This is a genomic window from Lacticaseibacillus sp. 53-4 (genome assembly GCF_016861805.1).
GTDB lineage: Bacteria > Bacillota > Bacilli > Lactobacillales > Lactobacillaceae > Lacticaseibacillus.
In genome coordinates this window covers 1-25,528 of sequence record NZ_BOLT01000013.1, presented here as the reverse complement: position 1 = coordinate 25,528, position 25,528 = coordinate 1, and the positions used below count along the sequence as shown (strand labels likewise).

At 56.1% G+C, this 25,528-nt stretch carries 21 protein-coding genes; 3 read left to right on the top strand and 18 right to left on the bottom strand.

What is annotated here, in order from left to right; genetic code table 11:
- The first annotated feature begins 152 nt into the window (after positions 1–152).
- Positions 153–488 (top strand): hypothetical protein, encoded by a 336-nt coding sequence (locus JUF21_RS06670; protein WP_203623752.1) that lies wholly within the window; start codon positions 153–155, stop codon positions 486–488.
- 48 nt (positions 489–536) lie between these two features.
- On the opposite strand, the gene ffh is transcribed toward JUF21_RS06670, so the two are convergent.
- Both ffh and JUF21_RS06660 read right to left on the bottom strand, forming a co-directional pair.
- The gene (gene ffh, locus JUF21_RS06665) at positions 537–1,970 is read right to left on the bottom strand and encodes a signal recognition particle protein (RefSeq protein ID WP_203663622.1); all 1,434 of its coding nucleotides are present in this window, start codon (positions 1,968–1,970) and stop codon (positions 537–539) included.
- Positions 1,971–1,981: 11 nt separating this feature from the next.
- Positions 1,982–2,323: a putative DNA-binding protein gene (locus JUF21_RS06660; protein ID WP_203623750.1), complete on the bottom strand. Its 342-nt coding sequence runs from the start codon at positions 2,321–2,323 to the stop codon at positions 1,982–1,984.
- Between the two features lie 152 nt (positions 2,324–2,475).
- On the opposite strand from JUF21_RS06660, the gene JUF21_RS06655 reads away from it, so the two are divergent.
- Entirely contained in the window at positions 2,476–2,793 is a 318-nt protein-coding gene (locus tag JUF21_RS06655) for a hypothetical protein (RefSeq protein ID WP_203623749.1), read from the top strand.
- Between the two features lie 47 nt (positions 2,794–2,840).
- Here JUF21_RS06655 and ftsY read toward each other — a convergent pair whose 3' ends face one another.
- The 10 genes from ftsY to JUF21_RS06605 all read right to left on the bottom strand — a co-directional run bounded on the left by ftsY (position 2,841) and on the right by JUF21_RS06605 (position 17,470).
- On the bottom strand, positions 2,841–3,836 hold the full coding sequence (ftsY, locus tag JUF21_RS06650) for a signal recognition particle-docking protein FtsY (RefSeq protein WP_203663620.1): 996 nt from the start codon (positions 3,834–3,836) through the stop codon (positions 2,841–2,843).
- Between the two features lie 9 nt (positions 3,837–3,845).
- Complete coding sequence (gene smc / locus JUF21_RS06645; RefSeq protein ID WP_203663618.1) at positions 3,846–7,409, bottom strand: chromosome segregation protein SMC; 3,564 nt, start codon at positions 7,407–7,409, stop codon at positions 3,846–3,848.
- A gap of 10 nt (positions 7,410–7,419) precedes the next feature.
- A complete protein-coding gene (gene rnc, locus JUF21_RS06640) occupies positions 7,420–8,118 on the bottom strand; it encodes a ribonuclease III (protein ID WP_203623746.1) in 699 nt (232 codons plus the stop codon).
- A gap of 136 nt (positions 8,119–8,254) precedes the next feature.
- The gene (metF, locus tag JUF21_RS06635) at positions 8,255–9,127 is read right to left on the bottom strand and encodes a methylenetetrahydrofolate reductase [NAD(P)H] (protein ID WP_203623745.1); all 873 of its coding nucleotides are present in this window, start codon (positions 9,125–9,127) and stop codon (positions 8,255–8,257) included.
- Positions 9,105–11,393: a 5-methyltetrahydropteroyltriglutamate--homocysteine S-methyltransferase gene (gene metE / locus JUF21_RS06630; RefSeq protein ID WP_203663610.1), complete on the bottom strand. Its 2,289-nt coding sequence runs from the start codon at positions 11,391–11,393 to the stop codon at positions 9,105–9,107. The genes metF and metE overlap by 23 nt, the downstream gene beginning before the upstream one ends.
- 424 nt (positions 11,394–11,817) lie before the next feature.
- Positions 11,818–12,063 (bottom strand): acyl carrier protein, encoded by a 246-nt coding sequence (gene acpP / locus JUF21_RS06625; RefSeq protein WP_125754792.1) that lies wholly within the window; start codon positions 12,061–12,063, stop codon positions 11,818–11,820.
- A gap of 54 nt (positions 12,064–12,117) precedes the next feature.
- Positions 12,118–13,122, bottom strand: coding sequence for a phosphate acyltransferase PlsX (gene plsX / locus JUF21_RS06620; RefSeq protein ID WP_203623743.1), 1,005 nt, complete (start codon positions 13,120–13,122; stop codon positions 12,118–12,120).
- 27 nt (positions 13,123–13,149) lie between these two features.
- Positions 13,150–15,189, bottom strand: coding sequence for an ATP-dependent DNA helicase RecG (gene recG, locus JUF21_RS06615; protein ID WP_203623742.1), 2,040 nt, complete (start codon positions 15,187–15,189; stop codon positions 13,150–13,152).
- A gap of 216 nt (positions 15,190–15,405) precedes the next feature.
- On the bottom strand, positions 15,406–17,079 hold the full coding sequence (locus tag JUF21_RS06610; protein ID WP_203623741.1) for a DAK2 domain-containing protein: 1,674 nt from the start codon (positions 17,077–17,079) through the stop codon (positions 15,406–15,408).
- A 25-nt stretch (positions 17,080–17,104) separates the two neighbouring features.
- On the bottom strand, positions 17,105–17,470 hold the full coding sequence (locus tag JUF21_RS06605; protein ID WP_054665536.1) for an Asp23/Gls24 family envelope stress response protein: 366 nt from the start codon (positions 17,468–17,470) through the stop codon (positions 17,105–17,107).
- Between the two features lie 183 nt (positions 17,471–17,653).
- Here JUF21_RS06605 and rpmB point away from each other — a divergent pair, with 183 nt between their 5' ends.
- A complete protein-coding gene (rpmB, locus tag JUF21_RS06600; RefSeq protein ID WP_054665539.1) occupies positions 17,654–17,839 on the top strand; it encodes a 50S ribosomal protein L28 in 186 nt (61 codons plus the stop codon).
- A gap of 211 nt (positions 17,840–18,050) precedes the next feature.
- Here the strand turns inward: rpmB and JUF21_RS06595 are convergent, their stop codons facing one another.
- The 6 genes from JUF21_RS06595 to JUF21_RS06570 form a co-directional block, all read right to left on the bottom strand.
- Positions 18,051–18,323 (bottom strand): hypothetical protein, encoded by a 273-nt coding sequence (locus JUF21_RS06595; protein WP_203623740.1) that lies wholly within the window; start codon positions 18,321–18,323, stop codon positions 18,051–18,053.
- 598 nt (positions 18,324–18,921) lie between these two features.
- Positions 18,922–20,220 carry an LPXTG cell wall anchor domain-containing protein gene (locus JUF21_RS06590; protein ID WP_203663608.1) on the bottom strand — a complete coding sequence of 433 codons (1,299 nt, stop codon included), beginning with the start codon at positions 20,218–20,220 and terminating at the stop codon, positions 18,922–18,924.
- Positions 20,221–20,625: 405 nt separating this feature from the next.
- Positions 20,626–20,892, bottom strand: coding sequence for a hypothetical protein (locus JUF21_RS11930; RefSeq protein ID WP_239061432.1), 267 nt, complete (start codon positions 20,890–20,892; stop codon positions 20,626–20,628).
- A gap of 605 nt (positions 20,893–21,497) precedes the next feature.
- Positions 21,498–22,364, bottom strand: coding sequence for a sortase domain-bontaining protein (locus tag JUF21_RS06580; protein WP_203623737.1), 867 nt, complete (start codon positions 22,362–22,364; stop codon positions 21,498–21,500).
- Positions 22,365–24,370: 2,006 nt separating this feature from the next.
- Positions 24,371–25,249, bottom strand: a complete 879-nt coding sequence (locus JUF21_RS06575) for an LPXTG cell wall anchor domain-containing protein (RefSeq protein ID WP_203663604.1) — start codon at positions 25,247–25,249, stop codon at positions 24,371–24,373.
- Between the two features lie 35 nt (positions 25,250–25,284).
- Positions 25,285–25,528 (bottom strand): hypothetical protein (locus JUF21_RS06570; protein WP_203663595.1); only part of this gene is annotated, 244 nt, incomplete at its 5' end.

The following is a 25,528-nucleotide window of genomic DNA, read 5'->3' as shown; positions in this document are numbered from 1 at the left end:
GTAAAGAGTTTTTTCTTTACATCCTCAAAATGGCCTTGAGAAAAGACTGCCGGGTCATTCTTGAGTCGACTAAGGGGGAGTTCCCAATGGCTGTTCTAAATCCCGGGGCTATGTTAAGCTGGGACAAAACCGCACCGGATAGGAGTCCTTCCATGTTATATCAACTCTGCGCCATCATCACCGCCATTAGTGCGGCAGTGAGCCTCGGCTTTGCCATCGCCGCTTATCGGCAAAGCAAAGCGAGTTACGCCGCAGACGGGCTCAACGCGCGCTACGCACTGGCGCGAAGCGGCGCCTTAGCCATTGCCACGCTGGGCCTGCTCATCTTCCGCAGTCCCGAATACCTGGCGGCCATTGCGGTGGCGATGACCTGCGTGCAACTCTTCGACGCCATGATCGGCCAGCACGTCAGCAAGTTCAAAACATACGGGCCCCTGATCGCCGGGCTGGCCAATGCGATCGTGCTCGCCCTTTACCTGATGCAGTAAAATCAAATCGCGCCATGGAGATCAATCCATGGCGCGATTTTGGTCTAATTAGGAGTGGAAGTGCTTGGTCTTCAGGCGCTTTTTTTTGTTTTTCTTTTGCTTGCGCACCATCTTGTTCATGGCCATCTTGCCTAGACGGCCCTGAATGCCATTGCCCATCATGCCTTCCATGCCGGAGAAGTTGCCTTTGTACATCTGATTCATCATCTTTTTGGCCTGGTTGAACTGCTTGATCATCTGGTTGACCTTGACGATCGGCACGCCGGAACCGGCGGCAATGCGCCGGCGCCGCGACGGGTTCAGCAGGTCAGGGTCTTCGCGTTCCTGCGGGGTCATGGAGTACACAATGGCCTTTTGGTGCGCGATGTCCTTAGGATCCACATGGAAGTTCTTCATGGCCGGGTTATTCGCCAGCCCCGGGATCATTTTCATAATCTCATCCATGGAACCCATATTGGTGACCTGGTCCATCTGGTCGATGAAGTCGTTGAAGTCAAACGTGTTTTCCTTGATCTTCTCGGCGACTTCTTGCGCCTGCTTCTCGTCGTAGTTCTTCTGCGCCTTGTCGATCAGGGTCATCATGTCGCCCATGCCCAGGATCCGGTTGGCCATCCGGGCCGGATAGAAGACATCGAGCGCATCCATCTTTTCGCCTTGACCGACAAACTTGATCGGTTTGCCAGTGACGGCCCGGATCGACAGCGCCGCCCCACCGCGGGTATCACCATCGAGTTTGGTCAGCACGACTCCGGTGATGTCGAGGCGCTCGTTAAAGCCCTTGGCAACGTCGGTGGCGGCCTGCCCAGTCATGGAATCCACGACCAAAAGGATCTCGTCGGGATGCGCCAGATCCTTGATGTTCGCCAGTTCGGTCATCAGCTGCTCGTCGATCTGCAGGCGGCCGGCAGTATCGATCAGCACGTAATCATTCTTTTGCAGCGCGGCCTGCGCGAGCCCTTGGCGAACGATTTCAACTGGATCGGTGTCCGTGCCCATGTCAAAGACCGGCACGCTGAGCTTCTCGCCGATGACCTTCAACTGGTCGATCGCAGCCGGGCGGTAGACGTCAGCCGCAATCAGCAGCGGCCGCGCCTTTTCGTTATCCATCAGGTACTTGGACAGCTTCCCGACCGTGGTGGTTTTCCCGGCCCCTTGCAGCCCGACCATCATGATGACCGTCGGAATGTGCGCGGACTTGTTCAGCGGCACGGCCGCCTCGCCCATTGTCTTAGTCAGCTCGTCGTTGACGATCTTGATGATCTGCTGAGCCGGCGTCAGGCTGTCGAGCACTTCGGCGCCCAGGGCCTTTTCGCGGACGTTCTTAACGAAGTCCTTGACGACGCCAAAATTGACGTCGGCTTCAAGCAGCGCCAAACGAATCTCGCGCATGGTGTCGCGCACGTCTTGCTCCGATACCTTACCTTTGCGCCGCAGGCCAGAAAGGGCCTTTTGCAGGCGTTCTGATAATCCTTCAAATGCCATAAATTTGCCTCCTACCGCGCAGCTTGGTCAGCGACACGGGCCAATAACTCATTCAGTTTCGAATCGCCGGGATACTTACTTTTCACATAGCGCACCAAGTCGCCAACGGCCTCGTTTTGCGCCTGAAAATTAGCCAGCAGGTGAAGCTTGCTTTCGTATTCCTCCAGGCTCGCCTCGGTGCGGCGAATGTTGTCGTACACGGCTTGGCGCGACACGTCGAACTCGGTCGCAATCTCGCCCAGCGAGTAATCGTCGCCGTAGTACAGCTCCAGGTACGAATGCTGCTTGTCGGTCAACAGCGCCCCGTAAAATTCAAACAGCGAATTCATGCGGTTATTCTTCTCAATTTCCATTAGTTGTCCCGCCTTTTCTTCCTTATAACAGAATACCGGTCAGCCGCGGCCGCGTCAATGCAGGCAGCCGCACTTGGCGATTCGGAACAAAAGGTCAAAATTCCGCTTCCATCGTGGTAAACTAGAGAGGTAATGAATTGGAGGGAATAATTATGGTTGCAACCATTCTGTACTGGGGCATCGTGGCCGCGTTCTGCGGCTGGTTCCTCTGGAACATTGTCTTTTCCGGCATTTATCTGCACAACCATGAAAACGGGAATCTGTGGTTCTTCGCGATTCTCAACGCGATCGGCGCGCTGCTCGGTGCCATCTTCCTGTGGGTGATGAGCAACACCGCCTGGCAGAAGTACTGGTTTGACAGCTCCGTTAAGATTGGGCCGTGGCTCGGCTACATCCTGATCGCCTATGTCGTCCTGATCGTCCTGCAGCTCATCTTGGGCCGCGAGAAGAAGGAAGCGGCTACCGCATAGTCTGCTGAACACAAAACCGCTGTGAAACTCACAGCGGTTTTTTTATGCTAATTTTCTTCCTTGATCAGGCCCTTGAACAACCCATACACGAACTTGTTTGGATCAAACACCTGCAAGTCGTCCATTTTTTCGCCCAGGCCAACCAGCTTGACTGGCACGTGGAGCGAGTTGCGAATCGCCAGCACGATGCCGCCCTTGCCAGAACCATCGAGCTTGGTCAGGACAATGCCGGAGATCTTGGTGGTCTGGTTGAACTCCTTGGCCTGGCTCAGCGCGTTCTGACCGGTGGTGGCATCAAGCACCAGCAGCACCTCTTGTGGCGCATCTGGCAGCTCACGCACGATCACCCGCTTGATCTTGTCGAGCTCCTTCATCAGGTTAACCTTGTTCTGCAGGCGGCCGGCGGTGTCGACCAGCAGCACGTCGAAGTTTTCGTCCTTGGCGCGCTTCACCGCATCGAACACCACCGCGGCGGGATCACCGCCGGGTTCTGTCGCCACGACCGGCACCTCGTCGCGCTTGCCCCATTCCTGCAGCTGCTGGATTGCTCCAGCCCGGAACGTGTCACCGGCCGCCAGCAGAACCTTTTTGCCATCCTGCTGCAGCTGGTGGGCGAGTTTGCCGATGGTCGTCGTTTTGCCGGCACCGTTGACGCCAACAAACAAGAAGACGGTCGGCCCGGATTCGGCGTAGTGCAGCGAGTTATCTTCGCCTTCGCCTGCCTCGCCGTAGATGTCGACGAGTTTTTGCACGATGACTTGGGAGACTTCATCTTTGCTCTTGGCGTTCTTGAGCTTGACCTCATCGCGCAGTTCATCAGTGAGTTTTTCGGCGGTTTCGAAGCCGACATCGGCGCCGATCAGCATTTCCTCGAGGTCATCGAAGAAGTCCTCATCGACCGTGCGAAAATTGGCAAACAGCGCGTTCAGCTTTTCGCCGAACGTGCTGCGGCTTTTCTCCAGCCCAGCGTCGTACTTTTCTTCTTCAGCGGTTTCCTGCTGGCCGCCGCCGAATGCTTTCTTCAGCGAATCGAATAATCCCATGACTGCCTCCTATTTTGAAACTGGCTCGGTATTTTCATCTTGAACCTGATCCAAGGACACGGCGACCATCTTGGACACACCGGATTCTTGCATCGTCACGCCATACAGCATGTTGGCCGCGAGCATGGTGCCGCGCCGGTGCGTGATGACAATGAACTGCGTGTCCGAACTATAATCGCGCAAGAAGTGGCCGAACCGATCGACGTTAACGTCGTCGAGGCTGGCCTCAACTTCATCCAAAATGGAAAATGGCACCGGCCGCACCTTCAGAATCGCGAACAACAGCACAATGGCCGTCAGCGCGCGCTCCCCACCAGACAGCAGGGACAGCCGCGTCAGCTTCTTGCCAGGCGGCTGCGCCGAGATCTCAATGCCGGTGTTAAGTAAGTCGTCTGGATCGGTCAGGGTCAGGTGCGCCTCGCCGCCGCCAAACATCTGCGGAAAAATGGTTTCAAAGGCGGCGTTGGTGGCCTCGTACATGTCTTTAAAGCGGCTTTTGACCTCTTCGTCCAGCTCACCCATCGTGGCTTCCAGCTGGGTTTTCGCGGCGATCAAGTCGTCCTGCTGCTTCGTCAGAAAGTCAAAGCGTTCCTTCACGTTTTCGTACTCCGTGATGGCATTCGGATTAACTGGTCCCAACTCGTCCAGCCCGCGCTTTAACAGCTTGAGCTGCGACTTCAGCTGCGGCAGTTCTGCCGCCTTGCTGGTTGTGGCCTTCAGGGCCGCTTCATAAGTGAGTTGGTAATCTTCCGACAATGTGGCCAGCCGATTATCCAGATTGACCTTGATGCGCGAAAGCGAGGCACTTTGCTGTTCGGCCTGTGCCATCGCCGTGTGCTGCTGGGTGTAGGTCGTCGTGATTTCGGCCGACACACTGCTGAGTTTGCCGCGATTGGCGGCTTTTTCCTTGGTCAGTTTGTCTTGCTCCTCGCGCAGCGCCTTGGTGCTGACTTTCAACTGCGCGATGGTCTGCGTGCGGGTCTGCTTGTCAGTCGCACTTTCCTCAGCCGCCTGCTGAATTTTGGCGATCCGTTCCTTCAGCTGAGCCAAGGATTGGGTACTGGTTTGCACTTGATCTTGCCACTGCGCCAGTTGGGTCTTGGTGGTTTCGGCCGTGCTTTTAAGCACCGCCAGTTGCGTCTGCAAGTCGTTGACTTTTGCTTGGATCTCAGCCGCACTGGCCTCGGCCTGGCTTTGCTGCGCCTTGGTGCGGTCGATTTGATCTTGCGTCTCGGTCAACGCCTTGCCCACTGCTTCCGCCTGACCGGTCAACGTCTCGATCTTTTGATCATAATCGTCTGCGGTCCCGGTTGCCAACTTAGCGGCTTGGCGCTGCCGGTCAAGCTGGGTCAAACTAGCCTGCTGGGCATCCAGCTGGGCTTTTTGGGCGGAAAGATCCGCCAGCGCCTGATTGACCGCGCGGTCGGCTTCCGTGGCTGCAGTCTGGGCTGTCGTCAGCTTGGCTTGCAGGCCATTCACTAAGTCGGTTTGCTTGGCCAAAGCATCTTTCATCTGCCGCAGCTGCGCGTGCAACTGCGTGACCTCCTGGGTGCGCGCCAGCGGCGATACGCCTTGCTTGCGCGTCTGGCCACCGGTCAAGGCGCCGCCGGGAGTCAGAATATCACCGTCAAGCGTCACAATGCGGTAGCGATGATGCGTCAAATTAGCCAGTTTGATCCCGGCGTCCAAGGTCTCGGCGACAATCAGGCTGCCGAGCAGGTTTGCCATGACCGGCGCCACTTCGGGCCGGAAACGCACCAGCTCGACACCGATGCCGATAAACCCAGGCTGGCCGGCCAGTTCGGTGGCAACACTCGCCGGCAGGTTCCGCGGCCGGATCACAGCGGTCGGCAAAAAGGTCGCCCGCCCGGCGCGCGTCTGCTTCAGGTACGTGATGGCCTGCTTGGCAGCCTGCTCAGTGGTCGTCACGATCGCCTGCAAGCTGCCACCCAATGCGACATCAAAGGCCTGCTGGTACTTGCTTGGCACTGCCAGCAGCTCGGCCACAGCGCCGATGACGCCTTCGAGCTGCGCCTTGTTTTTCAGCACGGCGCGCACGCCGGAATAGAATCCGGCGTAATCATCTTTCAGCTCCTGCAGGGTCTCATAACGCGAGTTGGCGCGTTGGTACAGGGTGGTCGCCTGGTTGAGGCGGTCTTGGGCGTCCGCAAACGCCTGCTGAACGGTTTCCGCTTGTTCATGCGCGGCGGCCGCTTTAGTGCGCGCATCTTCGCTGGCCGCGGTCAGTTTGGCCACTTGCCCGATCAGCTGATCGACGGTCTCCTGCTGAGCCTGCTGGCGCTTGTTAAGCTCGGAAAGCCGCGCCCGGTCGGCGGCGCTTTGGTTCTGCGCCACCTGCTGATCCTTTTGCGCGGCCGCCAGGGCATTCTTCGTATCCGCCTGCTGCCGCAGAAGGTCAATGTACTTTGCCTGGGCTTCATCGAGCTGCTTGGCCAGTGCTTCAGGGGACTGTGCGCCGGCGCGGGCAGCCGTCAACTTTTCGGCTAACTGCTTGCGCTGCGCCGCTTGTTCGGTCTGAGTTCGCGTCAGATTTGCCACGCGCTGTTTCGCGTCGGCCAGGTCAGTTTGCGCCTGCGCCAACTGCGCCTGCAGATCCTTCAGCGTCTCCTGCGCGTTATTAGCGCGCTCTGACGACACGTTGACCTCCCCGGTGAGACTTTCCAGCTTCATCGATTGAGACAGCAGCGAATCGTTCAGCTTGGTCAGCTTGGCGTCCAGCTCCTGATCAGTCGCCGTCAGGGTTTCCGACTGGCCCTCGAGGTGCTTGGCCTTGGCGGTCAGCGCGGCCACGGTCTCCTTGGTAACCTTAGCTTCCCCTTGCGTCTTGGTCTGCTCATCAGCCAGCTGCTGGATCTCTAGTGCCAGGATTTCTTTATGAATACGCTGGTAGTCTTTCGTCTGGCGTTCGTAGTCGCGGGCCAGTGAGGCCTGCTCGGCCAAAGGCGTGACTTGCTTGTGCAACTCGGACACGATGTCGTTGATGCGATCCAGATTGTCCTGCGTTTCCTTGAGCTCCGCCTGGGCCTTGGTTTTTTGCTGTTTGTACTTCAAAACGCCGGCGGCTTCTTCAAGAATGCCGCGCCGGTCCTCTGGTTTGGAATTAAAAATGGCCTCGACGCGGCCCTGAGAAATGAACGAGAAACTCTCCTTGCCCAGACCCGAATCCATGAATAGGTCAACGATGTCCTTGAGCCGGACATTTTGATTGTTGATCAGAAAATCCGATTCGCCATCACGAAAAAGCCGCCGGGTCACTGTGACCGCGGCCGGCTGCTTCGGCAAATAGCCGTCTGAATTATCGAACGTCATCGTCACTTCGGCGCGGTTGAGCGGCGGCCGGGTGGCGGTGCCGGCAAAAATCACGTCGCCCATTTTCTCGCCGCGCAAAGACTTCGCACTTTGTTCGCCGAGTGCCCAGCGAATGGCCTCGGTGATGTTGCTTTTACCGGAGCCGTTTGGGCCAACGATGCCGGTCAACCCGGACACAAAATCGATCTCGGTTTTATCCGCGAACGATTTGAAGCCGTTGATTGTCAGATGTCTTAACTGCATGCACTTTCACTCACTTTGCGCGAAGCTTGGTCAACGCATCGTCGGCCGCGGCCTGCTCCGCCGCTTTTTTATTCTTACCCACACCAGAACCGAGCACGGTGCCGTCAACCGCAACGTCCACTTGGAACTGCCGCGCGTGCGCCGGGCCGGTTTCCGCCAGCAAGTGGTATTCGATGTCGACTTCCCCATCCTGCTGGACATACTCCTGCAGCGCGGTTTTGTGATCCATGTCGGCTGAGAACTCGCCGGCGTCAATTTTAGGAAAAATGATCTGTTTGGCAAACTTAATGTTGGCTTCACGGCCCTGGTCCAGGTACAAGGCGCCGTTAAAGGCTTCAAACAGGTCTTCCAGCAAGGTCAACCGCTTGCGGGCCCCGGCGCGCTCCTCGCCCTTGCCCAGCTTAATGTAGCGGTCAAAGTGCGCTTCTTTGGAAAAGCCTGAAAACGCGCGCGTGCGGACTGCCGCCGAACGCATCCGCGTCAGGTCGCCTTCCGGCAGGTCTGGAAACTTCCGGTACAAGTAATCTGAGACCGTCAGCTCAAGCACGGCATCCCCGAGAAATTCGAGCCGCTCGTTGTCCTTGAGGCCGAGCTCCTTATGCTCGTTGACGTAGGACGAATGCGTAAACGCTTCGTCGAGCAGGCTCAAGTCTTTGAACTCGATTTCGTACCGCTGGCGTAACTCACTGACGAACTCAGATGCGACCATTGTTGACCTCCTGTAATTTGGCTAAACATACTCTAATCCATTATACAGAACGACTGGGTCTAACACCAGCCGCCCAATGACGCGGATGAGCTTAAAAGACACGCCTGCTGTGTGCAAGCGTGCCGTTTAAGCTAAATTACTGACGCACCAGGGACCGCGTCGCCTCAACAATGCGCTTGGCGACCGTCGGGTTGTCCATGGTGTAAAGGTGGATGCCATCGACCCCGTGCACCATCAGGTCAACGATTTGATCGATGGCGTAGGCAATGCCGGCGTCACGCATGGCTTCGGGGCGCCCCTCGTAGTGTTTCATCATGCTGAGAAACTTTTCCGGCAAGCTGACCCCGCAGGTCAAGGCCATCGTGTCGATCTGGTGCTGACTGAGCACTGGCATAATCCCGGCCTCGATGGGCACTTGGATGCCCGCGGCCCGCGCCCGCGCCACAAAGTCGTAAAAGACGTGGTTATCGAAGAACAGCTGCGAGATCAGCTGTGAGGCCCCAGCGTCCACTTTTTCCTTCAGGTGGCGCAGATCGGCCTCGGGGCTGGTCGCCTCGGGATGTGTCTCGGGGTAACAGGCCGCGACGACGTTAAAGTCGCCGTACTCGTGAATGTGCGTGATCAGGTCACTGGCGTGCGGAAAATCGTTGGCGACCCGGCCGCCATCAGGAATATCGCCGCGCAAGGCCAAAATATTTTCAATGCCAGCCGCCTTGAAGTCATCCAGCAGGCTGTCAACCTCGGCCGTCGTCAGCTGCACCGCAGGCAGATGCGCAACCGCCGGCAGGCCGTACTGTTGCTGGATCCGGTCAGCCAGTTCCAGCGTCACGCGGCGCTGATCTTTGGCCCCGGTGTGAAGCGTCACCGAAACAAAATCCGGGTTCAGCTCGGAAACGGCACTGATGGTGTCATCAATGCGGCGGTAGTCATCATCAGTGTTCCGGCGGCGCGGCGGAAACAGCTCGAAGGACAAGACCTGATGATCATTAAACAGTCGGTTGACTTTCATGCGCGAGCTCCTCTCGTACCTGTTTGGTCGCCTCGACCATGTTGCGCAGGCTCGCGACCGTTTCGGGCTCCTCGCGGGTCTTCAAACCACAGTCAGGATTGATCCAGACGTTCTCCTTAGGAATGCGCCGGAGAATCTCGTGAATGATCTTGACGATTTCGTCCTTGGACGGCACGCGCGGCGAGTGAATGTCGTAAACGCCAGGGCCGACGTGGGTCTCAAAGTGGACGTCGTGCAACACATCCAGCAGCGTCATATCGGCACGGGCGGCTTCAAAGCTGATCACATCCGCATCCAGCGCGTCAATGGCCTCGATGATGTCGCCAAATTCGGAGTAGCACATGTGGGTGTGAATCTGCGTCCCTGGCTGCACCTTCGCGCCGACCAGCCGGAATGCCGGCACGGCCCAGTCGAGGTACTTACTGTTCCAGTCCTTTTTGCGCAGCGGCAGGTTTTCCCGCAAGGCCGGCTCATCGATTTGGATGATCTTGATGCCATGTTTTTCCAGATCCAGCACTTCGCCTTGAAGCGCCAGTGCGATTTGCTCCGTGGAAACCTTAGGCGAGACATCCTCGCGCGGGAACGACCAGTTGAGAATCGTCACCGGCCCGGTCAGCATCCCCTTCACCGGCTTGTCCGTCTGGCTCTGGGCGTACACGGACTCCGCCACGGTAATCGGATGCGTGCGCACCACGTCGCCCCAAATGATCGGCGGCTTGACCCCGCGGGTGCCGTAAGACTGCACCCACCCGTTTTCGGTGAAGCGGAAGCCCTTGAGGTTATCGCCAAAGTATTCGACCATGTCATTGCGTTCAAATTCGCCGTGAACCAGCACGTCCAGTCCGAGGTCCTCTTGAATCTTCAGCCAGCGCCGTTCTTCCTTGTGGTTGAAGGCGGTGTATTCTTCTTCCGTGATGTTGCCCTTGCGGAACTCGGCGCGATTCTTGCGCACCGCCGCCGTCTGCGGAAATGACCCAATCGTCGTGGTCGGCAAAATCGGTAGGTTGAACTCCTTGGCCTGAATCGCCAGGCGCTCCTTGCGTGCCGGCAGCCGTTTGTAATCCTCAGGCTTCAAGGCCGCAATTTTGGCGTTGATGGCCGGGTCTTCATCGTAGCGCGGCGTAGCAAACAGGTGGCGGTTCGTCAGCACCGCCGGCGTGTCGCGCTTGGCCTTCCGCGCCTCGTCCAGCTCGCGCAGCTCGGTCAGCTTTTCTTCAGCAAACGCCAGGTAGCGTAGTTCCGCCGGGTCGATTTTCGTCTCGTTCTTGGTGGTGTACGGCACGTGCAGCAGCGACGTCGAGGTCGACAGCACGATCTGGTCGGCCACCTCGTCCAGCTGAGACAGCAACGTCAGCGTCTTATCGTAGTTGGTGCGCCAGATGTTTTTGCCGTTGATCACCCCGGCAAACAGCACCTTGTCCTTCGGGAACCCTTGCGTCGTCAGCAGGTCCAAGTTGACCTTCCCTTCGATGAAGTCCAGGCCCAACCCATCAAAGGCCAGGCTGGTCAGATTCTGGTAGGAATCGGTGACGTCGCCAAAGTACGTCTGCAGCAGGATCTTCGCCGACCCTTTTTGCGCCAGAATTGCCGTGTAAAGCTGCTTGAACAGGGCTCGGTCCGCGTCCGTTTGGTCAAACACCAGCGCCGGCTCATCCAGCTGGATCCACTCGGCCCCTTCGCCGACCAGCCGGCTGATGATTTCGGCGTACGCCGCCGCCAGCGCGTCCACAAAGTCCGCTGGCTGTTTGCCATCGAGAAAGCGGCTCAGGTGCAGCAGCGTGTACGGCCCCACGAGCGTTGGTCGCGCGTTGATGCCTTGCTCCTTGGCTTCCTTGAATTGAGCAAACAGCTGCCAGTCGCGCACCTTGATCTGGGTGTCCCGGTCAAATTCAGGCACCAGGTAATGGTAGTTCGTGTTGAACCACTTCTTCATGGACAGCGCCTTGACGTCGCCCGCTGCGCCTTGGTAGCCGCGGGCCAGCGCAAAGTACTCGTCCAAGGGCGCCAGCTTCAGGTCCTGGTAACGCTTTGGCACGATGTTCAGCAGAAAGGCCGTGTCCAGCGTGGTGTCGAAGAATGAAAAGTCACCGGTCGGCACTTGGTCGATCCCCGCCTGCTTGATGGTTGCCCAGTTGGCCTGACGCAGCTTTTTCGCCGTGTCCTGCAGCTCCTCGGCGGAGATGCGCTGCTTGAAATAGTGCTGGGTCGCAAACTTGAGCTCACGGTGGGCCCCGATGCGCGGATAACCAATAATTGTTGTTGTCATGATTTTGCTCCTTTTTGCGATAAAAAAAGCCGCCCCCACACTCCTAGAGAGTGCAAGGGCAGCTTGGCTGCGTTACCACCTTGTATACACGACTGACTCACGCCAGCCGCCTCGATCAGTCCGACCTTGCGGTGAGACTCGGCGCTGTAATGGGCGCACCCAGACCAACTTTGCTTTTGCTCAGCCGGCCGCGGCAGCAAAGACCATCTTCGCCGAGTTGCCTGCACCGCTTCTCATCCCCTGCGGCTTTCTGTCCCAGACTCGTCGGTTACTCATCTTTTAATCGCGTTTTAATGTTGTGAAAATTCTAACCCTGAATGCAAGACCCTGTCAACAATAAACCCAGCGAAAATTAAAAAACCATGAACTTCGGCACTAAAAAACCACCTGGTGAGCGCGGGCCTGCCAGGTGGTCATCGGTTGCTTACTTATTTTGGTGATCGAGTACGTACTGCACCGCATCCCCGACGGTTTGAATGTTTTCGGCATCCTCGTCTGGGATCTCGGCCCCAAAGGTATCCTCGAGCTCAAGCACAAACTCAACGGAATCAATTGAGTCGGCATCGAGGTCGGTCTTAAAATTCAACTCTTTGGTGACCTTGGCCGCCGGGACCTGGAAGTGGTCCTCGATCAGCCCGGCGATTTTATCAAATACTTCCTGCTCTGACATAGTGCGCCTCCTTGATTTTCACGCAATTTAGCATACCTGATTTGGGGTGCTTTGTCACGCCTTGGTCGCTGGATGGGCCTGGAAGTAATCGACCACTTTCTGGACCGTGCCGGTTTCCACCATTTGCTTGACCTGCTTGACCGTGTAGTAAACCGCCTTGGCATCCGCACCGCCGTGCGCCTTGACCACCGGGGCCTTGAGCCCCAGCAAGACAGCCCCACCGTAACTGGACACGTCAAACGTGCTGGCCACGGACTGAATGCCATCCTTCAGCAGCAGCCCGCCGAGCTTCGCCTTCACGCCGTTATCCATGATGGCGTGCTTGACCAGCCCCAAAATGGTGCGCGCAGAGCCCTCGATGGTCTTGAGCACCGCGTTGCCGGTGAAGCCGTCAGTCACCACGACGTCTGCCGTGTGCTTGAGAATCGAGTCAGATTCGACGTTGCCGACAAAATTGATCCCATCCAGCGCACTGAGCAGCTTGTAAGTCTCCTGATGCAGCTCATTGCCTTTATTGGCTTCGGTGCCGTTGTTCAGCAGGCCGACCTTGGGATTTTTCAGCCCGCGCAGATCCCGCGCGTAAAAGTCGCCCATAACCGCGTACTGAACCAGTTGTGACGCCCGGTTCTCGGCATTGGCGCCGACGTCAAGCATCACAAAACCCGCGCCGTCCGTGGTCGGCAAAGTCGGCATCAGGCCAGGCCGGTCGATGCCCTTGATGCGGCCCACAATGAACAGGCCGGCAGCGAGCAGCGCCCCAGTTGAGCCCAGCGAGATCATCGCGTCGGCCTCACCGCTTTTGACGGCCTGGGCAGCCAGGACCATGGAGGCCTGCTTCTTGCTGCGAATCGCGCGCACCGGCTCATCGTCGGAGTTGACCTTCTCAGTGGTGTGAATAATCGTCACGTGAGAATCGTTTTTCAGCAGGGGCCGAATCTTGTTCTCGTCCCCGTAAAGCAGAAAGTCGACGTCTTGAAGCTCGTCGCGGGCCTGTTCAACCCCTTGAATCACAACCTCAGGGGCGTGATCGCCGCCCATCGCATCGATAGCAATTTTCATCGTTTTAATCTCCTCTTCACACTGTTCTTAATCCAAGCTGCCGACTGCCTGCTGGCGCCGTGCCAGATACGCGCGCAGCGGGGCAAACTCGGGCGCCGAAAGCGTCGGGTCCGCCTTGAACAGGCCCACCGCCGTTTGCTGCGCCGCATTCAAGGTCGCGTAGTCCGCAACCGGGTCGGCGATCTTGAATTCCGGCAGCCCACTTTGCGCCTCACCGAAAATATCACCCGACCCGCGCAGTTCCAAGTCCTTTTCAGCGATCTTAAAGCCGTCAGTGGTTTCCGTCATGACGGTCATGCGTTCAACGCCAGCGTCATTTTTCGGGTCTGCCACCAAAATACAGTACGCGGCAGACTTGCCTCGCCCGACTCGGCCCCGCAGCTGATGCAGCTGGGCCAGCCCGAACCGGTCGGCATCAAAAATCATCATTACCGTCGCGTTCGGCACATCGACCCCGACTTCAACGACCGTGGTCGACACCAGCACCTGAATCTCATTTTGACTGAAGCGGCGCATAATGTCATCTTTTTCGTCGTTTTTCATCTGACCATGGAGCAGTGCAACCTGGTACTTGGCCCCAAAGGCCTTGTTCAGATCCTCGTAGAGCTGCTCGGCGTTTTGCAGATCGATTTTCTCCGATTCGGCGATCAGCGGCGTGATGGCAAACACCTGGTGACCAGCGGCAAGTTCCGTGCTGATTCGCGAAAGCGCCTCGCGCAGCTGATTCTTGCGGACCCAGGTGGTCGTGATCGGCTGGCGGCCTGCCGGCAGCTCGTCGATTGTGGACACGTCCATTTCACCGTACGCCGTAATGGCCAGCGTCCGGGGAATCGGCGTGGCCGTCATCGCCAGCAGATCCGGCTTCAGGCCCTTTTCTTGGAGAATTTTGCGCTGGTTGACCCCAAAGCGGTGCTGTTCGTCGATGATGACCAGCCCGAGGTTCGCGAAGTCGACATCCTTTTGAATCAGCGCGTGCGTGCCAATGACAATGTCGGACGCCCCACTGGCCAGATCGGCCTTGATGGTTTTGCGCGCCGCCACGGTTGTCGCGCCGGTCAGCAGCGAGATCTTGACGGGAAAATCGGCGAACAGCTTCGTCAGCTTGGCGTAATGCTGCTCGGCCAGCACTTCGGTCGGCACCATTAGCGCCGCCTGGTAGCGCGCCGTGACCGCGGCGTACATGACGATGGCCGCCACGATGGTTTTCCCTGACCCAACGTCGCCTTGCAGCAGGCGGTTCATGTGGTGCGGCGAACGCATGTCAGCACAGATCTCGTTGACCACCCGCTTCTGGGCAGTGGTGAGCTCAAACGGCAGCGTCTTGATCAGCCCCCGCAGTGCCTGGTTGTCGTAAGGAATCGCCAGCCCGTTGGCCTCACCTTGGTTATCCTCGCGCAGCGCTTGAATCTGGGTTTCGAACAGGAAAAATTCGCGGAACACGGCACTGCGCCTGGCGGCCTTGGCCTCAAGCGGTGTATCGGGAAAATGCATGCCGTGGACGATTTCGCGGTCCGACATCAGCTTGAACTTGGCCCGCACCGCGCTGGGCACGACGTCTTGAATGTTGTCGGCATCGCGCGCCCAGGCGTCTTTGACCAGCTGGACCAGCGTGCTTTGACGAATGTTCTTGTTGACCGGATAGATGCCGGCCAGCGATGGCGCGTCCTGCGTTTGCGTAGCCAGCACCTTCATCCCGGTCATCGTGTGGCGCTTGGCGTCCCACTTGCCGTAGATGGCCGCCTCGCTGCCCTGCTCAAACTTGTCCTTGAGCCACGGCTGGTTGAAGAAGGTGACCATCACCACGCTGCGGTCGACCTGCAAGCGCACGTTCACCCGGTTCTTGTGCGCCCCAAACCGGGCCACCACCGCCGGCGCCACGACGACGCCCTTGATGGTCAGCTTTTCTTGGTCCGCCGCCTCAGCCAAATCTTTGACCTGGAGATCATCGTAACGGAAGGGAAAATAAAACAGCACATCACCGACTGTTTCCAGGCCTAAGCTGGCCAGTGCTGCTTGACGCTTGGGGCCAACGCCGGGCAGGACGGTGACTGGATCGGTTAGTGACATGGGGTTCCCTCCTTTCTGAACAGGCGACGGAATCGGGCTGCGGCTTGGCGTAATCGGGCACGGGTTCGCAACGGGGGAGCATCTAGCTACGCTCAAGGCCTCGCCAGCAAAAGACGCTGGCAATGCCTTGAGCTAGGCTAGCTGTCCCCCTAAGTGCGCGAACCCTTTGCACCTTGAACAAAAACAGACCGGACGTGGTCTCCGGTCTGCATCAAACTACTCAACTGAAACCAAATATGGATAAACGGGTTGGTCGCCTTCGTGGATTTCGACTTCCAGGTCCTCGTGCGCCTCTGTGATGGCTTTGGAAATGGCGTCGGCCTCTTCCCCGCTGCCGTCCTCACCGATGATCAGCGTGATGATTTCGGAATCTTCGTCCAGCATGGCTTCAATCATGTCGATAGCCGCCTGCTGGCGATTCTTTTCGGACACCTTGATCTTGTTATCAATGATGCCCATCCAGTCATCCTTTTTAATTTCGAGGCCGTCAATCACCGTGTCGCGAATCGACTGGGTCACCGAGCCGGAAACCACATTTGCGAGCTCTTCGGTCATCTGCTCCTGGTTTTCTGCCAGCGGCGCGTCCGGGTTGAACCCGAGCATCGCGGTCATCCCCTGGTTGATCGTCTTGGATTTGACGATTGCCACGTTGACCTCCGCCGCCTTGGCCGCCTCATCAGCTGCCATGAAAATATTAGAGTTATCCGGCAGCACGATCACGTTCTTGGCGTGGGCCTTGGTGATCGCGTCCAAAATGTCGTTGGTGCTTGGATTCATCGTCTGCCCGCCGCTCAGCACGGTGGTGACGCCCAGACTCTTGAACAAGTCGCCGAGCCCAGAGCCGGCCGCGATGGCGACGACGCCGATTTCTGCCAGCGGCTGCGGCTTGTCGTCCTGCTGAATCGCTTCTTCGCGCTCAATGATTGACTCGTGCTGAAGCCGCATGTTGTCGACCTTGATCTTCGCCAACGTCCCGTATTGCTGGCCGTAACGGAAAACGGTCCCCGGGTGCTCCGTGTGCACGTGCACCTTGACCACTTCGTCATCGGCCACGACCAGGGTGGAGTCCCCCAGCGTGTTCAGGTAATTGCGGAAGGCTTCATAGTCAAACGACTTCGGGTTATCCCCCTTGCCAAGTTCGACCATCATTTCCGTGCAGTAGCCATAGACGATGTCATCCGGATTGAGCTGGGTTTGGGCGCCTTGGTGGTGCGTGGCGTTGACCATTTCGTCCATCTCTTCTTCGTCCGGCACATAGGCGTCGTCGGCCGCTTCGCCGGAGAGCCCTTCGCTGAAGCCTTCATATAAGAAGACCAGCCCTTGGCCACCGGAATCAACGACGCCGACTTCCTTCAGCACTGCCAGCAGCTCCGGCGTTTTTGCCAGCGCGCGCTTGGCCGCCTTGGTGACAGCCGCCATCACGACGACTGCATCATCAGTTGACGCCGCAGACTTGAGGCCGGCCTTGGCCGCCTCACGCGCAACGGTCAGAATCGTCCCTTCGACCGGCTTCATGACGGCTTTGTACGCCGTTTCGACCCCGGCGGCAAAAGCATCCGCCAGGTCCTGCGCTGACAGCGTCGACTTTTTCTCGACGTTCTTGGCAAACCCGCGGAACAGTTGCGAAGAAATGACGCCTGAGTTGCCCCGTGCCCCCATGAGCAACCCTTTGCCCAGATGCTGCGCCAACTCGCCAACGCTTTGACTATCGCTTTCCAGCACGGCCTTCGCACCGCTTTGGAAGGTCAGCGTCATGTTGGTCCCCGTGTCGCCATCCGGCACCGGGAACACGTTCAGTGAGTTGACGAATTCTGCGTTTTGTTTAATGCGATGTGCAGCGACGCGGATCATGTCCTGGAACTTCGCTGCTGTAATTTCTGTGACTTCCACCTGTTCAGTCCTCCTCGCGCCGCTGCTAGTCGTTAGCCAACACCCGTACGCCCTGCACGATGACCGTCACTTCATTAGTGGTGACCCCGAGCATGGTTTCCAGGTTATACTTGACCTTCTCCTGGACGTTGCGGCAGACCTCCGAGATCTTGGTGCCGTAACCGACGATGATGTTGACTTCAATCGTGACGCCGTTGTCCGCCTGGCGAACGACGACCCCGCGGGCGTAGTTTTCCCGGTTTAAAATATCATTCAAATTATCGCGGATCTGGTTGCGCGAAGCCATGCCGACGATGCCATAAATATCAGTGGCTGCACCGCCGACGACCGTTGCGATGACATTGTTCGAAATATCGATGGTGCCATACTTGGTCTTGATTTTTACCGCCATGCGATAACCTCCTATTTGACTAGGTATTTCCCAAATAGTTTAGCATAGCAACCCATTATTTGAAAGGAAGGCGGCAGCTGTCAAGTAATTTTCCTTGCTAGCCCTTGTATTCGGCCCGGCCGTATGATAAATTAGTTGAGTGAAAAAAATCGCAACATGCGATTGCAAAGGAGGTCCCTCGTTATGGCAAAAGACGTCATTACCGGCCGTCACACGACTTTTGGCAACAAGCGTTCACACGCTTTGAACTCAAGCCGTCGTGCCTGGAAGGCCAATCTTCAGAAGGTCCGCATCTTGATCGATGGCAAGCCGAAGCGCGTTTGGGTTTCAGCTCGTGCCCTCAAGTCAGGTAAAGTGACCCGGGTTTAATCCCAATTAAAAATCGCGTCCATGTGGCGCTTTTTTTGTCCGCTCAGCCCTGCTCGTGTCATGCGAGTGGGGCTTTTGCGTCGCCAAAAAAAGCATGCCAGGTGACTGGACATGCTAAAATAACGGCTCAACTCATGATTCGAAGTGAGCTAAATTGCTTTTTCCTCTCGGGCGTCTAGCTGACGGGCCTGAGGATCAGGCGCGGCCGCCATTAGCCCATGCGCTTCTTGTGGGCGTCACCACGGCGCATCTTGGCCGCCGTTTTGGGATTGGCCAGAATGTTCTTCCGCGACTGTTCGCGGCGCAAGCATCCACAACTGCGCACGCCGCCGTGCCGCAGCCGATATGAATCCACGACCGTCTGGTTGCCGCAGTCACACTGGCACAGCCAGTGCAGATTACCATTTGAACTATGCCCGGCTCGCTCAAGCACGACTAGCCGGCCATAACGTTCTCCAGTAATGTCTAATGGCGCACTCATCATGGGGCCCCTTCCTTGGATCATTAATCATCATCAGTTTACAGTCAAAATGCCGAATATAGTTCAAAACGGGCATAACTGACCTAATTAATTGATCAATGATTGGCGGTCAAATGCGGCGCAGACGAAAAAAGGCACGCAAAGAACACCATTCTATTCGAAATGGTGTCCCCTGCCACCGTGGTTGCCCCGGTGGCTTTTTATTGCAGGGTTGCCCCTGCCTGCTATCCCCGTTGCGTTGCCGCTTCGAGTCTCTTTATTAAGTTAGGAAAGTGATAGCAGCATCCTGCCATGCGTCCTGAAAGGACCCCCTATATTCGAATAGGGTCTTCATAGCCAACCAGCTGGCGGCTCAGCATGCCGGGTCAACCCTGGTACGGTCGGATCGCCCGGTAGTCGGCGAGTAGTGCTGATGGGGTTGTTCCTTCCCTACCCACTCGTCATCCATAGTTAGTATTGCACGCAATGAAACCGCTGTCAACTATTTTTCTCGCTAATATTTTACAATATTTTTGCGGCCCGCCTCACAGCAAAAAACATGCCCACCGAAGCGGACATGTCAGAGAGTTGAAAGCACTTGAGGGCCATGAAATTCTTTCGGTTAGGCGCGCTTGCGGCCAATCCCGCTCAGGCCCAACAGTGCCCCTAGTGTCGCGAAGACGCCCAGCCCAGCAGCGGCCACGTTTGACGCTTCGCCAGTGTGCGGTAAAACCCGCTGGCTTGCGGTCTTCTTGCCTGGTTGGCGAGACTGTTGACCTGGCTTTGGTGCAGGGGTCGGCCGCGGCGTGGTGATGTCCGCAGCTGGCATGATCAGCGCGGCCGGAAAATCAGGCTCCTCTGCCCCGTCCTCGCCGTTCTTTTCCGCTTCTGAACGGGCCTTCTCAGAGGCTAAGGTCGACAGGTTCGGCAGGTTTTCCATCTTGTTCAGATTGCTGTTGACCGCCGGTTCCATCGCGTTAGAGGCTTCTGTCGACTTGTTCGGGGTCTCGGCAATCGTGTCAATGTGATTCAGCTTGCTTTGGTGCATCAGTTGGCCGGCCTTGAACCCGGCTTTAATTGCTTCGATGTAGTCCGCGCTTTTTCCATCCGTAAAATGGGCTGGCAGCGAGGCTGCGCCGGTCTTGCCGATCTGCAGCCCTCTGTTGTAGGCATCAAGGTCCTCCTCGGTTTTGCCGGTCGGGTTGGTCGGATTCTGATTATTGACATCATTGTTGGCCTTGGCTGCGGCGTCATCTGAAGCCTGAGTCGACATGTTTGGTGTCTCGGCAATCGTGTCAATGTGGTTCAGCTTGCTTTGGTGCATCAGCTGGCCGGCCTTAAACCCGGCAGTGATTGCTTCAATGTAGTCGGCACGCTGACCATCGGTAAAGTGAGCCGGCAAAGAAGCCGCGCCAGTCTTGCCGATCTGCATCCCCTTGGCGTAAGCGTCAAGATCTTCACTGACCTTACCTGTTGGATCGGTCGGATTCTGATTATTGACATCGTTGTTGGCCTTGGCTGCGGCGTCATCTGAGGCCTGAGTCGACTTGTTCGGCGTCTCGGCAATCGTGTCAATGTGGTTCAGCTTGTGTTGGTGCATCAGCTGGCCGGCCTTGAACCCGGCCGTGATGGCCTCAATGTAGTCGGCGCGTTGACCATTCGTAAAGTGGGCCGGGAGCGAGATCGCACCAGTCCTTCCAATCTGCATACCCTTGGCGTAAGCGTCAAGGTCGGCTTGGACCTTACCTGTCTGGTTCGGCGCCGCAAGCGTATTTGCCGCAGAGGCTTGCGCAAGCGTCGCAGCCGAGACAGTTGTGCTCCCAATCGCAGAGACGCTGAACAAGCCAGCTGCAACGACCCCAGCGGCGAACCAGGCCTTATTGGAACGAGCGGCTTTCAGCGTGTTGGAACGATTTTTCATCAAAATTCCCCCTATAAAGTGATAACTCGTCGGTACAAGTCGCGTCATACTTCTGTTGACAGGCATATACGACAGTCTTTATTTTGCATCACCTGTCCCAATGAGTATATCGGGGAGAAATGATGATTGAAACCATGAAAAAGTAAGTATAAAAATGCGGCCGGTCACTCAGGATAATCAATTCTCCATCTGAATGAGAAATTCCTGGCCGCAATCAATAAATTATGCGAATAACGTTGTCCTCACGTCCCATTAAGCATGCAATCCCCGCTCAGCCTATAAATTCACTGATACCAGCAAAAACTCCCCAGCCCCCAAGCTTTATTTCGCCTGCTTGAGTTCCGGAGAGTAAATTATTTTTCTCTTATCAGCTAATCACACGAATCTAATTTTTGGCCTATCAGCCTAATGCCGTGGCTTGCGCGGCGCAACGTGATAGCTGGCTTCCGCGGCCCGCCGCGCGGCAACCGCGTCGCCGAAGGTCGCAAAGGCCTTGTTCAAAACCAGCTTTCCGCCCACCATCAACCGGGCGAACCAGCGGTTGGCGACCGCATCCCAGCTGACACCGGTCACCCCGGAGACGTTGCGGGAATTCATGCGGATCGGTTTCTCTGGGTCGTAAGGCGTCGGTGACCCAAACTTCATCCTGAATAAGGTCTTCAGATTGGTCAAGATATTCTCCCGGGAACGCTCTCGCCGCAGACACCCACAACTTCTCACCAGTCCGTGCCGCAGATGGTTCGAATCCGTCACAATCTGATTGCCACAGTCACACTGACACAACCACAACGCATTACCACTTTGCGAATGCCCCGTCATTCGCAAGGCGACCAGCCGGCCAAACCGCTGACCGGTGATGTCAATCGCTCTGCCCATTGCATTCCCCTCTTATCTATAATCCCGACTAGGATGATTCCATCAAGCGGCCCCCCCACAGCGACCACAATTACCGCATCTGCAGCTCACACCTAGTTCAACTGTTCGTCGTTGACGCTAATTGTCATACACTCAACCTATACTGTACAATCAAACACCGAAAAAGTCAGGTAATGTGCATATCTGACTCAAATATATTTCAAATTCAGGCTCTTCACAAACTCAGCCTCGATCCGCAGATGCCCGCCCAGCGCCTTTCCACGGGCGCATACATCTAGTAAAAGCAAAAAACTCCTCGAGAAGTTATTCTCGAAGAGTTTTTTGCGAGTAAGCATTAACGGGATTTAAGTTGGCTGATAACATATCCTATTTTGAGTTTTGAGACAGCGTCGACCAAGTCCTTAGTGGGCCCAGACTAGCCGGTTTACCGTCTGTGAGATGCAGGTCTGCAAGACAACGGCTTCGCCCTGGTTCGGGCTGAGGATCGCGTTCAAGCGGTCTGCGCCGTTCTTGACGGAATAGCTCTCATCGTTGACGTCATCGGTCATGTATACCGTGTAAGTCCGCGACTGGCCATTGGCATCAGTCACAGAGACGCGGCTGCCAATGCCGAGGCCCATGATCCAGGAAAAAGTGTTGCTCTTCGCGTGGCCCGCGATCTCAGAGGTCAAACCATCCGTGGTGGTCATGTGAGTTGCCCCACCCCAGGTCATAGCCATGCCGGCCTGCGCAGGCGCCTTCGTGCGGCTGCGGCTGCCTTGAACGACGACCGTCGAATGGCCCAACCCAGAAATCGTCCCCACATAGGTTTCCCCAGTGGTGGCACGAATACTGGCCGCCTTGGCCGCAGCGCTTTGAGCGGCAGTTGGTGCCGCCGTGTGCTGGACTGGGGCTGCGACGTGACGCACTGGTGCAGCCGGATGCGACTGAGCAGCCGCAACTGGCTTGGCGGCAGTGGTGCTAGGCGTCGCCGGCTTTACGGTCGCTGGCTTCGCACTGGCACCCTTAGCACTAGCGGCCTTAGCTGCAGCCTGGTGCGCCGTCTTCTTGTCCTTGGCTGCAGCGACCGAGACCTGCTTGCTGGAAGCAGGCATTGCCCTGTGAGCACTGGCACTCGCTGCGGCACTTTTGCCGTGGCCAGTAGTCGACAGCTCTAACGCGTCAACCACATCGCCATTGCTTGCATTGGTCACGATGTTCACCGCACCAAAGCCCCCCGCAATCACGACAGCGGCACCAAGAGACAAGAATTTCATATTGATTTTCAAAAAGATTCCCCTAACCTGCAGGAAGCCCCCCGGTCTCCTACATAATGCGCGGTCAAATGCTGACGTTCTCTTCTTTTCCCAGCAGAGATCGTCCTACCGCTATTACTGACTTACAACTCCGATATGACCCAAATGGTCACGTGAAACAATTAACCTGTCTACTCACTCGAAAAACCGATAACCATTTGTTTCCGTGTTTTTGACAACCTGACCAATATACAGGGATTTGCAGAAAAGCGCAAGAACATTTTCAGAAAATATTTCGGCGGCAAATATCAGAATTGACGAAGAGTGGGGTGAAAAAATTGGGGTATTAGCATTACACAAAACCGTTCTGAAAGGCTAGGGTGAAAGCGCTAAGCACCTGATGAATAAAGGATTACAGTAATCAAGGGTCAATCACCGCTTTCCTGGGAAAAAGGCAATAGCGGAAAGTGATGGTACACCATTCAGGGTAAAATAATACCAGCAAGCTAAAACAGGCGAGGCCGTTTTCAGTAAATAACGTTTCCCTCAGCTGTTATTTTTACCCCCGTCTGGACAGATCTCACCAAGGCGCAAATCAATTCCGGCGAACAAAGAACGTCAAGGATAGTTGCCTGTTCTTGCCGCTCAGTCGGCCAGCTTCAGCGGGCGCAAAGTTGCGCGATCACACGCCGTGGGAATCTATCAGGATTGGGAACCCGGGCCGAGCCAAACATTCAGGGGCGCTACTTTCACAACCGACAGCCGCTATCCACTCCCTGTGTCTAAACAATCGCCATACCTCGCTTAGTTCCAAGTCAACCAGCGTCTAATTCCCTGATATTGCCCGCCGTGCCACAATCAACCACCTTTAAAACACTTCTGAGTGTCGAATCAGTGACGATCTGCTAGCTTTCTCACCCTTAGCGTTCCTTCAAGCTCCTTCAGTGTCTGACTCAGCATGGACCCATGAACGGATTACGCTCGCATGAGTTGGCTGGACAAAACTGTTATTTTTGTCCAATAACAGGCTTTTTCAATCTTTTCGTCGCATTTCGCAAATATTCTGCTTTCGGCCGCCAATTCGACTGACAATCACCCCCTTGTTGTCCGAAGTCAGGCTTCAACCGACAACCACCCATCATCAACTCGGCCGTTAAGAGATTCCGCCGTCAACGCAGAAATGGCCCTAAACATTTTGCAGACGCCCCCGCTACTGTGACGATTAGCCGCTTTCAATCGATGTTGATCATGGCACCCTCGCTTGGGGAGTTGATCGCAATCACCACATGTCCGGTCAGCCAGCCACCTGCTGTGCCAGCCGCGCAGCCCCGAAATCTCTGACTCCTGAGCTTCGGCTGACAATCCCTTCAGACCATCAGACAAGCCAGACATCCTTCCCAAACAAAAAGACCCTGACCGGCATTGTACCGATGCCGGTCAAGGTCTTCGTATCTCCGATCAGAATGGTGAAACAAGCCGTGGACGTCCTTCTTGCATGAATAGCGATTCTTGGGGGAATTGCTCATTCATGGGCTGCACACAGATTTTGATGTGGGTCTCGAATCCGTGAGACCCACAAGTGACATCCAACAGTAGTCAAGCTGGACGCCAACTGGCTTGTTTCATTGCCGGCCACTTGGATGATGCAGCCGACGCTTTGTTTTCGGTGATCATCACCCCCTTTGAGCGGAGCGGCGGGAAGGGCTGAGGTAGCGAACTAACAACCCTTCCCCCACCCAATTGCCAATTCTAAGGGCTGTTAATCACACTCGCAAGAAATACGACTCAGCACGAAAAATTTGGTGACTCCCTGTTGATGATCACCAGCAGCCAAAACCATTCGCGCAATGACTCAACAAGGCGAGGTGGGCCCGCCATCGTCTGAAACACAATTACCGTGGAACACAAAAACTCCCCGAGACCGAAATCTCGGAGAGTCTTCTCACAACCTATCAGGGGTGATAGATGTATGAATCTGATGAATCTGCACCTGATGATACTCAGGGTTGAGTAGCTCTAAAAGCTGTAGATTTTAAAACTTAAGCACGCTTGCGACGATCGCCGGCCAAGCCGAACAATGCGCCGAGAACGGCAACGGCACCAACACCAGCAGCAACAACATTGTTGCTGTCACCGGTCTTTGGCAGAGAAGCCTTACCAGCAGAAGCAGAAGCCTTTGTAGCAACGCCAGTTGTCTTGGTGCCGGTTGTCTTGTTGTCAACTGGTGTTACCTTAGCGCCGTTATCCTTGCTCCCCGCAGCCTTGTCAGCAGCTGCCTTAGCAGCGTTGTCAGAAGCAATCGTGGAGAAGTTGAAGTCCTGTGAGTTAAGACGTGTACGGTGTGAAAGAACAGAAGCTGCTTCACGACGGCCTTCGGATTCGCGGGTCGAGAAGTTGACGTCCTGTGAGTTTACACGAGTACGGTGTGACAGATTAGCAGCCTTCTCAGCTTCAGCAGAAGACTGAGTCGAGAAGTTTACGTCAGCGGAGCTAGGACGGGTACGGTGTGACAGTGGGGCATTAGTGTCGATGGCTGGAACATTTGTGTAATGGCCAGAGCCACCAAACTTGATGTCGTTGTCCTGAGTTGCCGCAGAACTGTTCTTTGTGGTGTAATGGCCAGAGCCACCAAACTTAATGTCGTTGTCCTGAGTTGCCGCAGAACTGTTCTTTGTGGTGTAGTGACCTGAGCCACCAAACTTAATGTCATTGTCCTGAGTTGCTACGGAACTGTTCTTCGTGGTGTAGTGACCAGTGTCACCAAACTTCTGATCGTTTGCCCCGGTAGTCTGAGCATTCTTCACAGCTGACTTTGCAGCAGTGAATGCTGCTTGTGCAGCATTATAAGCATCAACGGCAGCTTTCTGGGCATTGGCCGCAACGTCGACTTCCTTTTGTGCTGCAGCCTTAGCAGCCACAGTGTTAGCAGCTGCAAGCTTGTACTTAGCACTATTCAGAGCACCAGTAGCAGCAAACGCAGCTTGTTGCTTGCTTGTGACATCATTCTGCGCAGCCTTTTCAGCTGCAGCTGATGCCAGCTGTGAAAAGTGGCGCTACGATATTTGGAGTTGAAAGGCATCTTGCCTCGAAACTCCTTTTTATATACCATTTTTATGTCTGAGCACACAAAGAGGACATTACACTGTCCCTTGTCTGCTCTCCGACCAAAGAAATTAGAAATGGAGTGTGTGTAATGT

What these genes read in the sequence shown, in the direction of transcription:
- JUF21_RS06670 (WP_203623752.1), top strand. Translation starts at nt 153, where the DNA reads ATGTTATATCAACTCTGCGCCATCATCACCGCCATTAGTGCGGCAGTG.
- ffh (WP_203663622.1), bottom strand. Translation starts at nt 1,970, where the DNA reads ATGGCATTTGAAGGATTATCAGAACGCCTGCAAAAGGCCCTTTCTGGC.
- JUF21_RS06660 (WP_203623750.1), bottom strand. Translation starts at nt 2,323, where the DNA reads ATGGAAATTGAGAAGAATAACCGCATGAATTCGCTGTTTGAATTTTAC.
- JUF21_RS06655 (WP_203623749.1), top strand. Translation starts at nt 2,476, where the DNA reads ATGGTTGCAACCATTCTGTACTGGGGCATCGTGGCCGCGTTCTGCGGC.
- ftsY (WP_203663620.1), bottom strand. Translation starts at nt 3,836, where the DNA reads ATGGGATTATTCGATTCGCTGAAGAAAGCATTCGGCGGCGGCCAGCAG.
- smc (WP_203663618.1), bottom strand. Translation starts at nt 7,409, where the DNA reads ATGCAGTTAAGACATCTGACAATCAACGGCTTCAAATCGTTCGCGGAT.
- rnc (WP_203623746.1), bottom strand. Translation starts at nt 8,118, where the DNA reads ATGGTCGCATCTGAGTTCGTCAGTGAGTTACGCCAGCGGTACGAAATC.
- metF (WP_203623745.1), bottom strand. Translation starts at nt 9,127, where the DNA reads ATGAAAGTCAACCGACTGTTTAATGATCATCAGGTCTTGTCCTTCGAG.
- metE (WP_203663610.1), bottom strand. Translation starts at nt 11,393, where the DNA reads ATGACAACAACAATTATTGGTTATCCGCGCATCGGGGCCCACCGTGAG.
- acpP (WP_125754792.1), bottom strand. Translation starts at nt 12,063, where the DNA reads ATGTCAGAGCAGGAAGTATTTGATAAAATCGCCGGGCTGATCGAGGAC.
- plsX (WP_203623743.1), bottom strand. Translation starts at nt 13,122, where the DNA reads ATGAAAATTGCTATCGATGCGATGGGCGGCGATCACGCCCCTGAGGTT.
- recG (WP_203623742.1), bottom strand. Translation starts at nt 15,189, where the DNA reads ATGTCACTAACCGATCCAGTCACCGTCCTGCCCGGCGTTGGCCCCAAG.
- JUF21_RS06605 (WP_054665536.1), bottom strand. Translation starts at nt 17,470, where the DNA reads ATGGCGGTAAAAATCAAGACCAAGTATGGCACCATCGATATTTCGAAC.
- rpmB (WP_054665539.1), top strand. Translation starts at nt 17,654, where the DNA reads ATGGCAAAAGACGTCATTACCGGCCGTCACACGACTTTTGGCAACAAG.
- JUF21_RS06595 (WP_203623740.1), bottom strand. Translation starts at nt 18,323, where the DNA reads ATGATGAGTGCGCCATTAGACATTACTGGAGAACGTTATGGCCGGCTA.
- JUF21_RS06590 (WP_203663608.1), bottom strand. Translation starts at nt 20,220, where the DNA reads ATGAAAAATCGTTCCAACACGCTGAAAGCCGCTCGTTCCAATAAGGCC.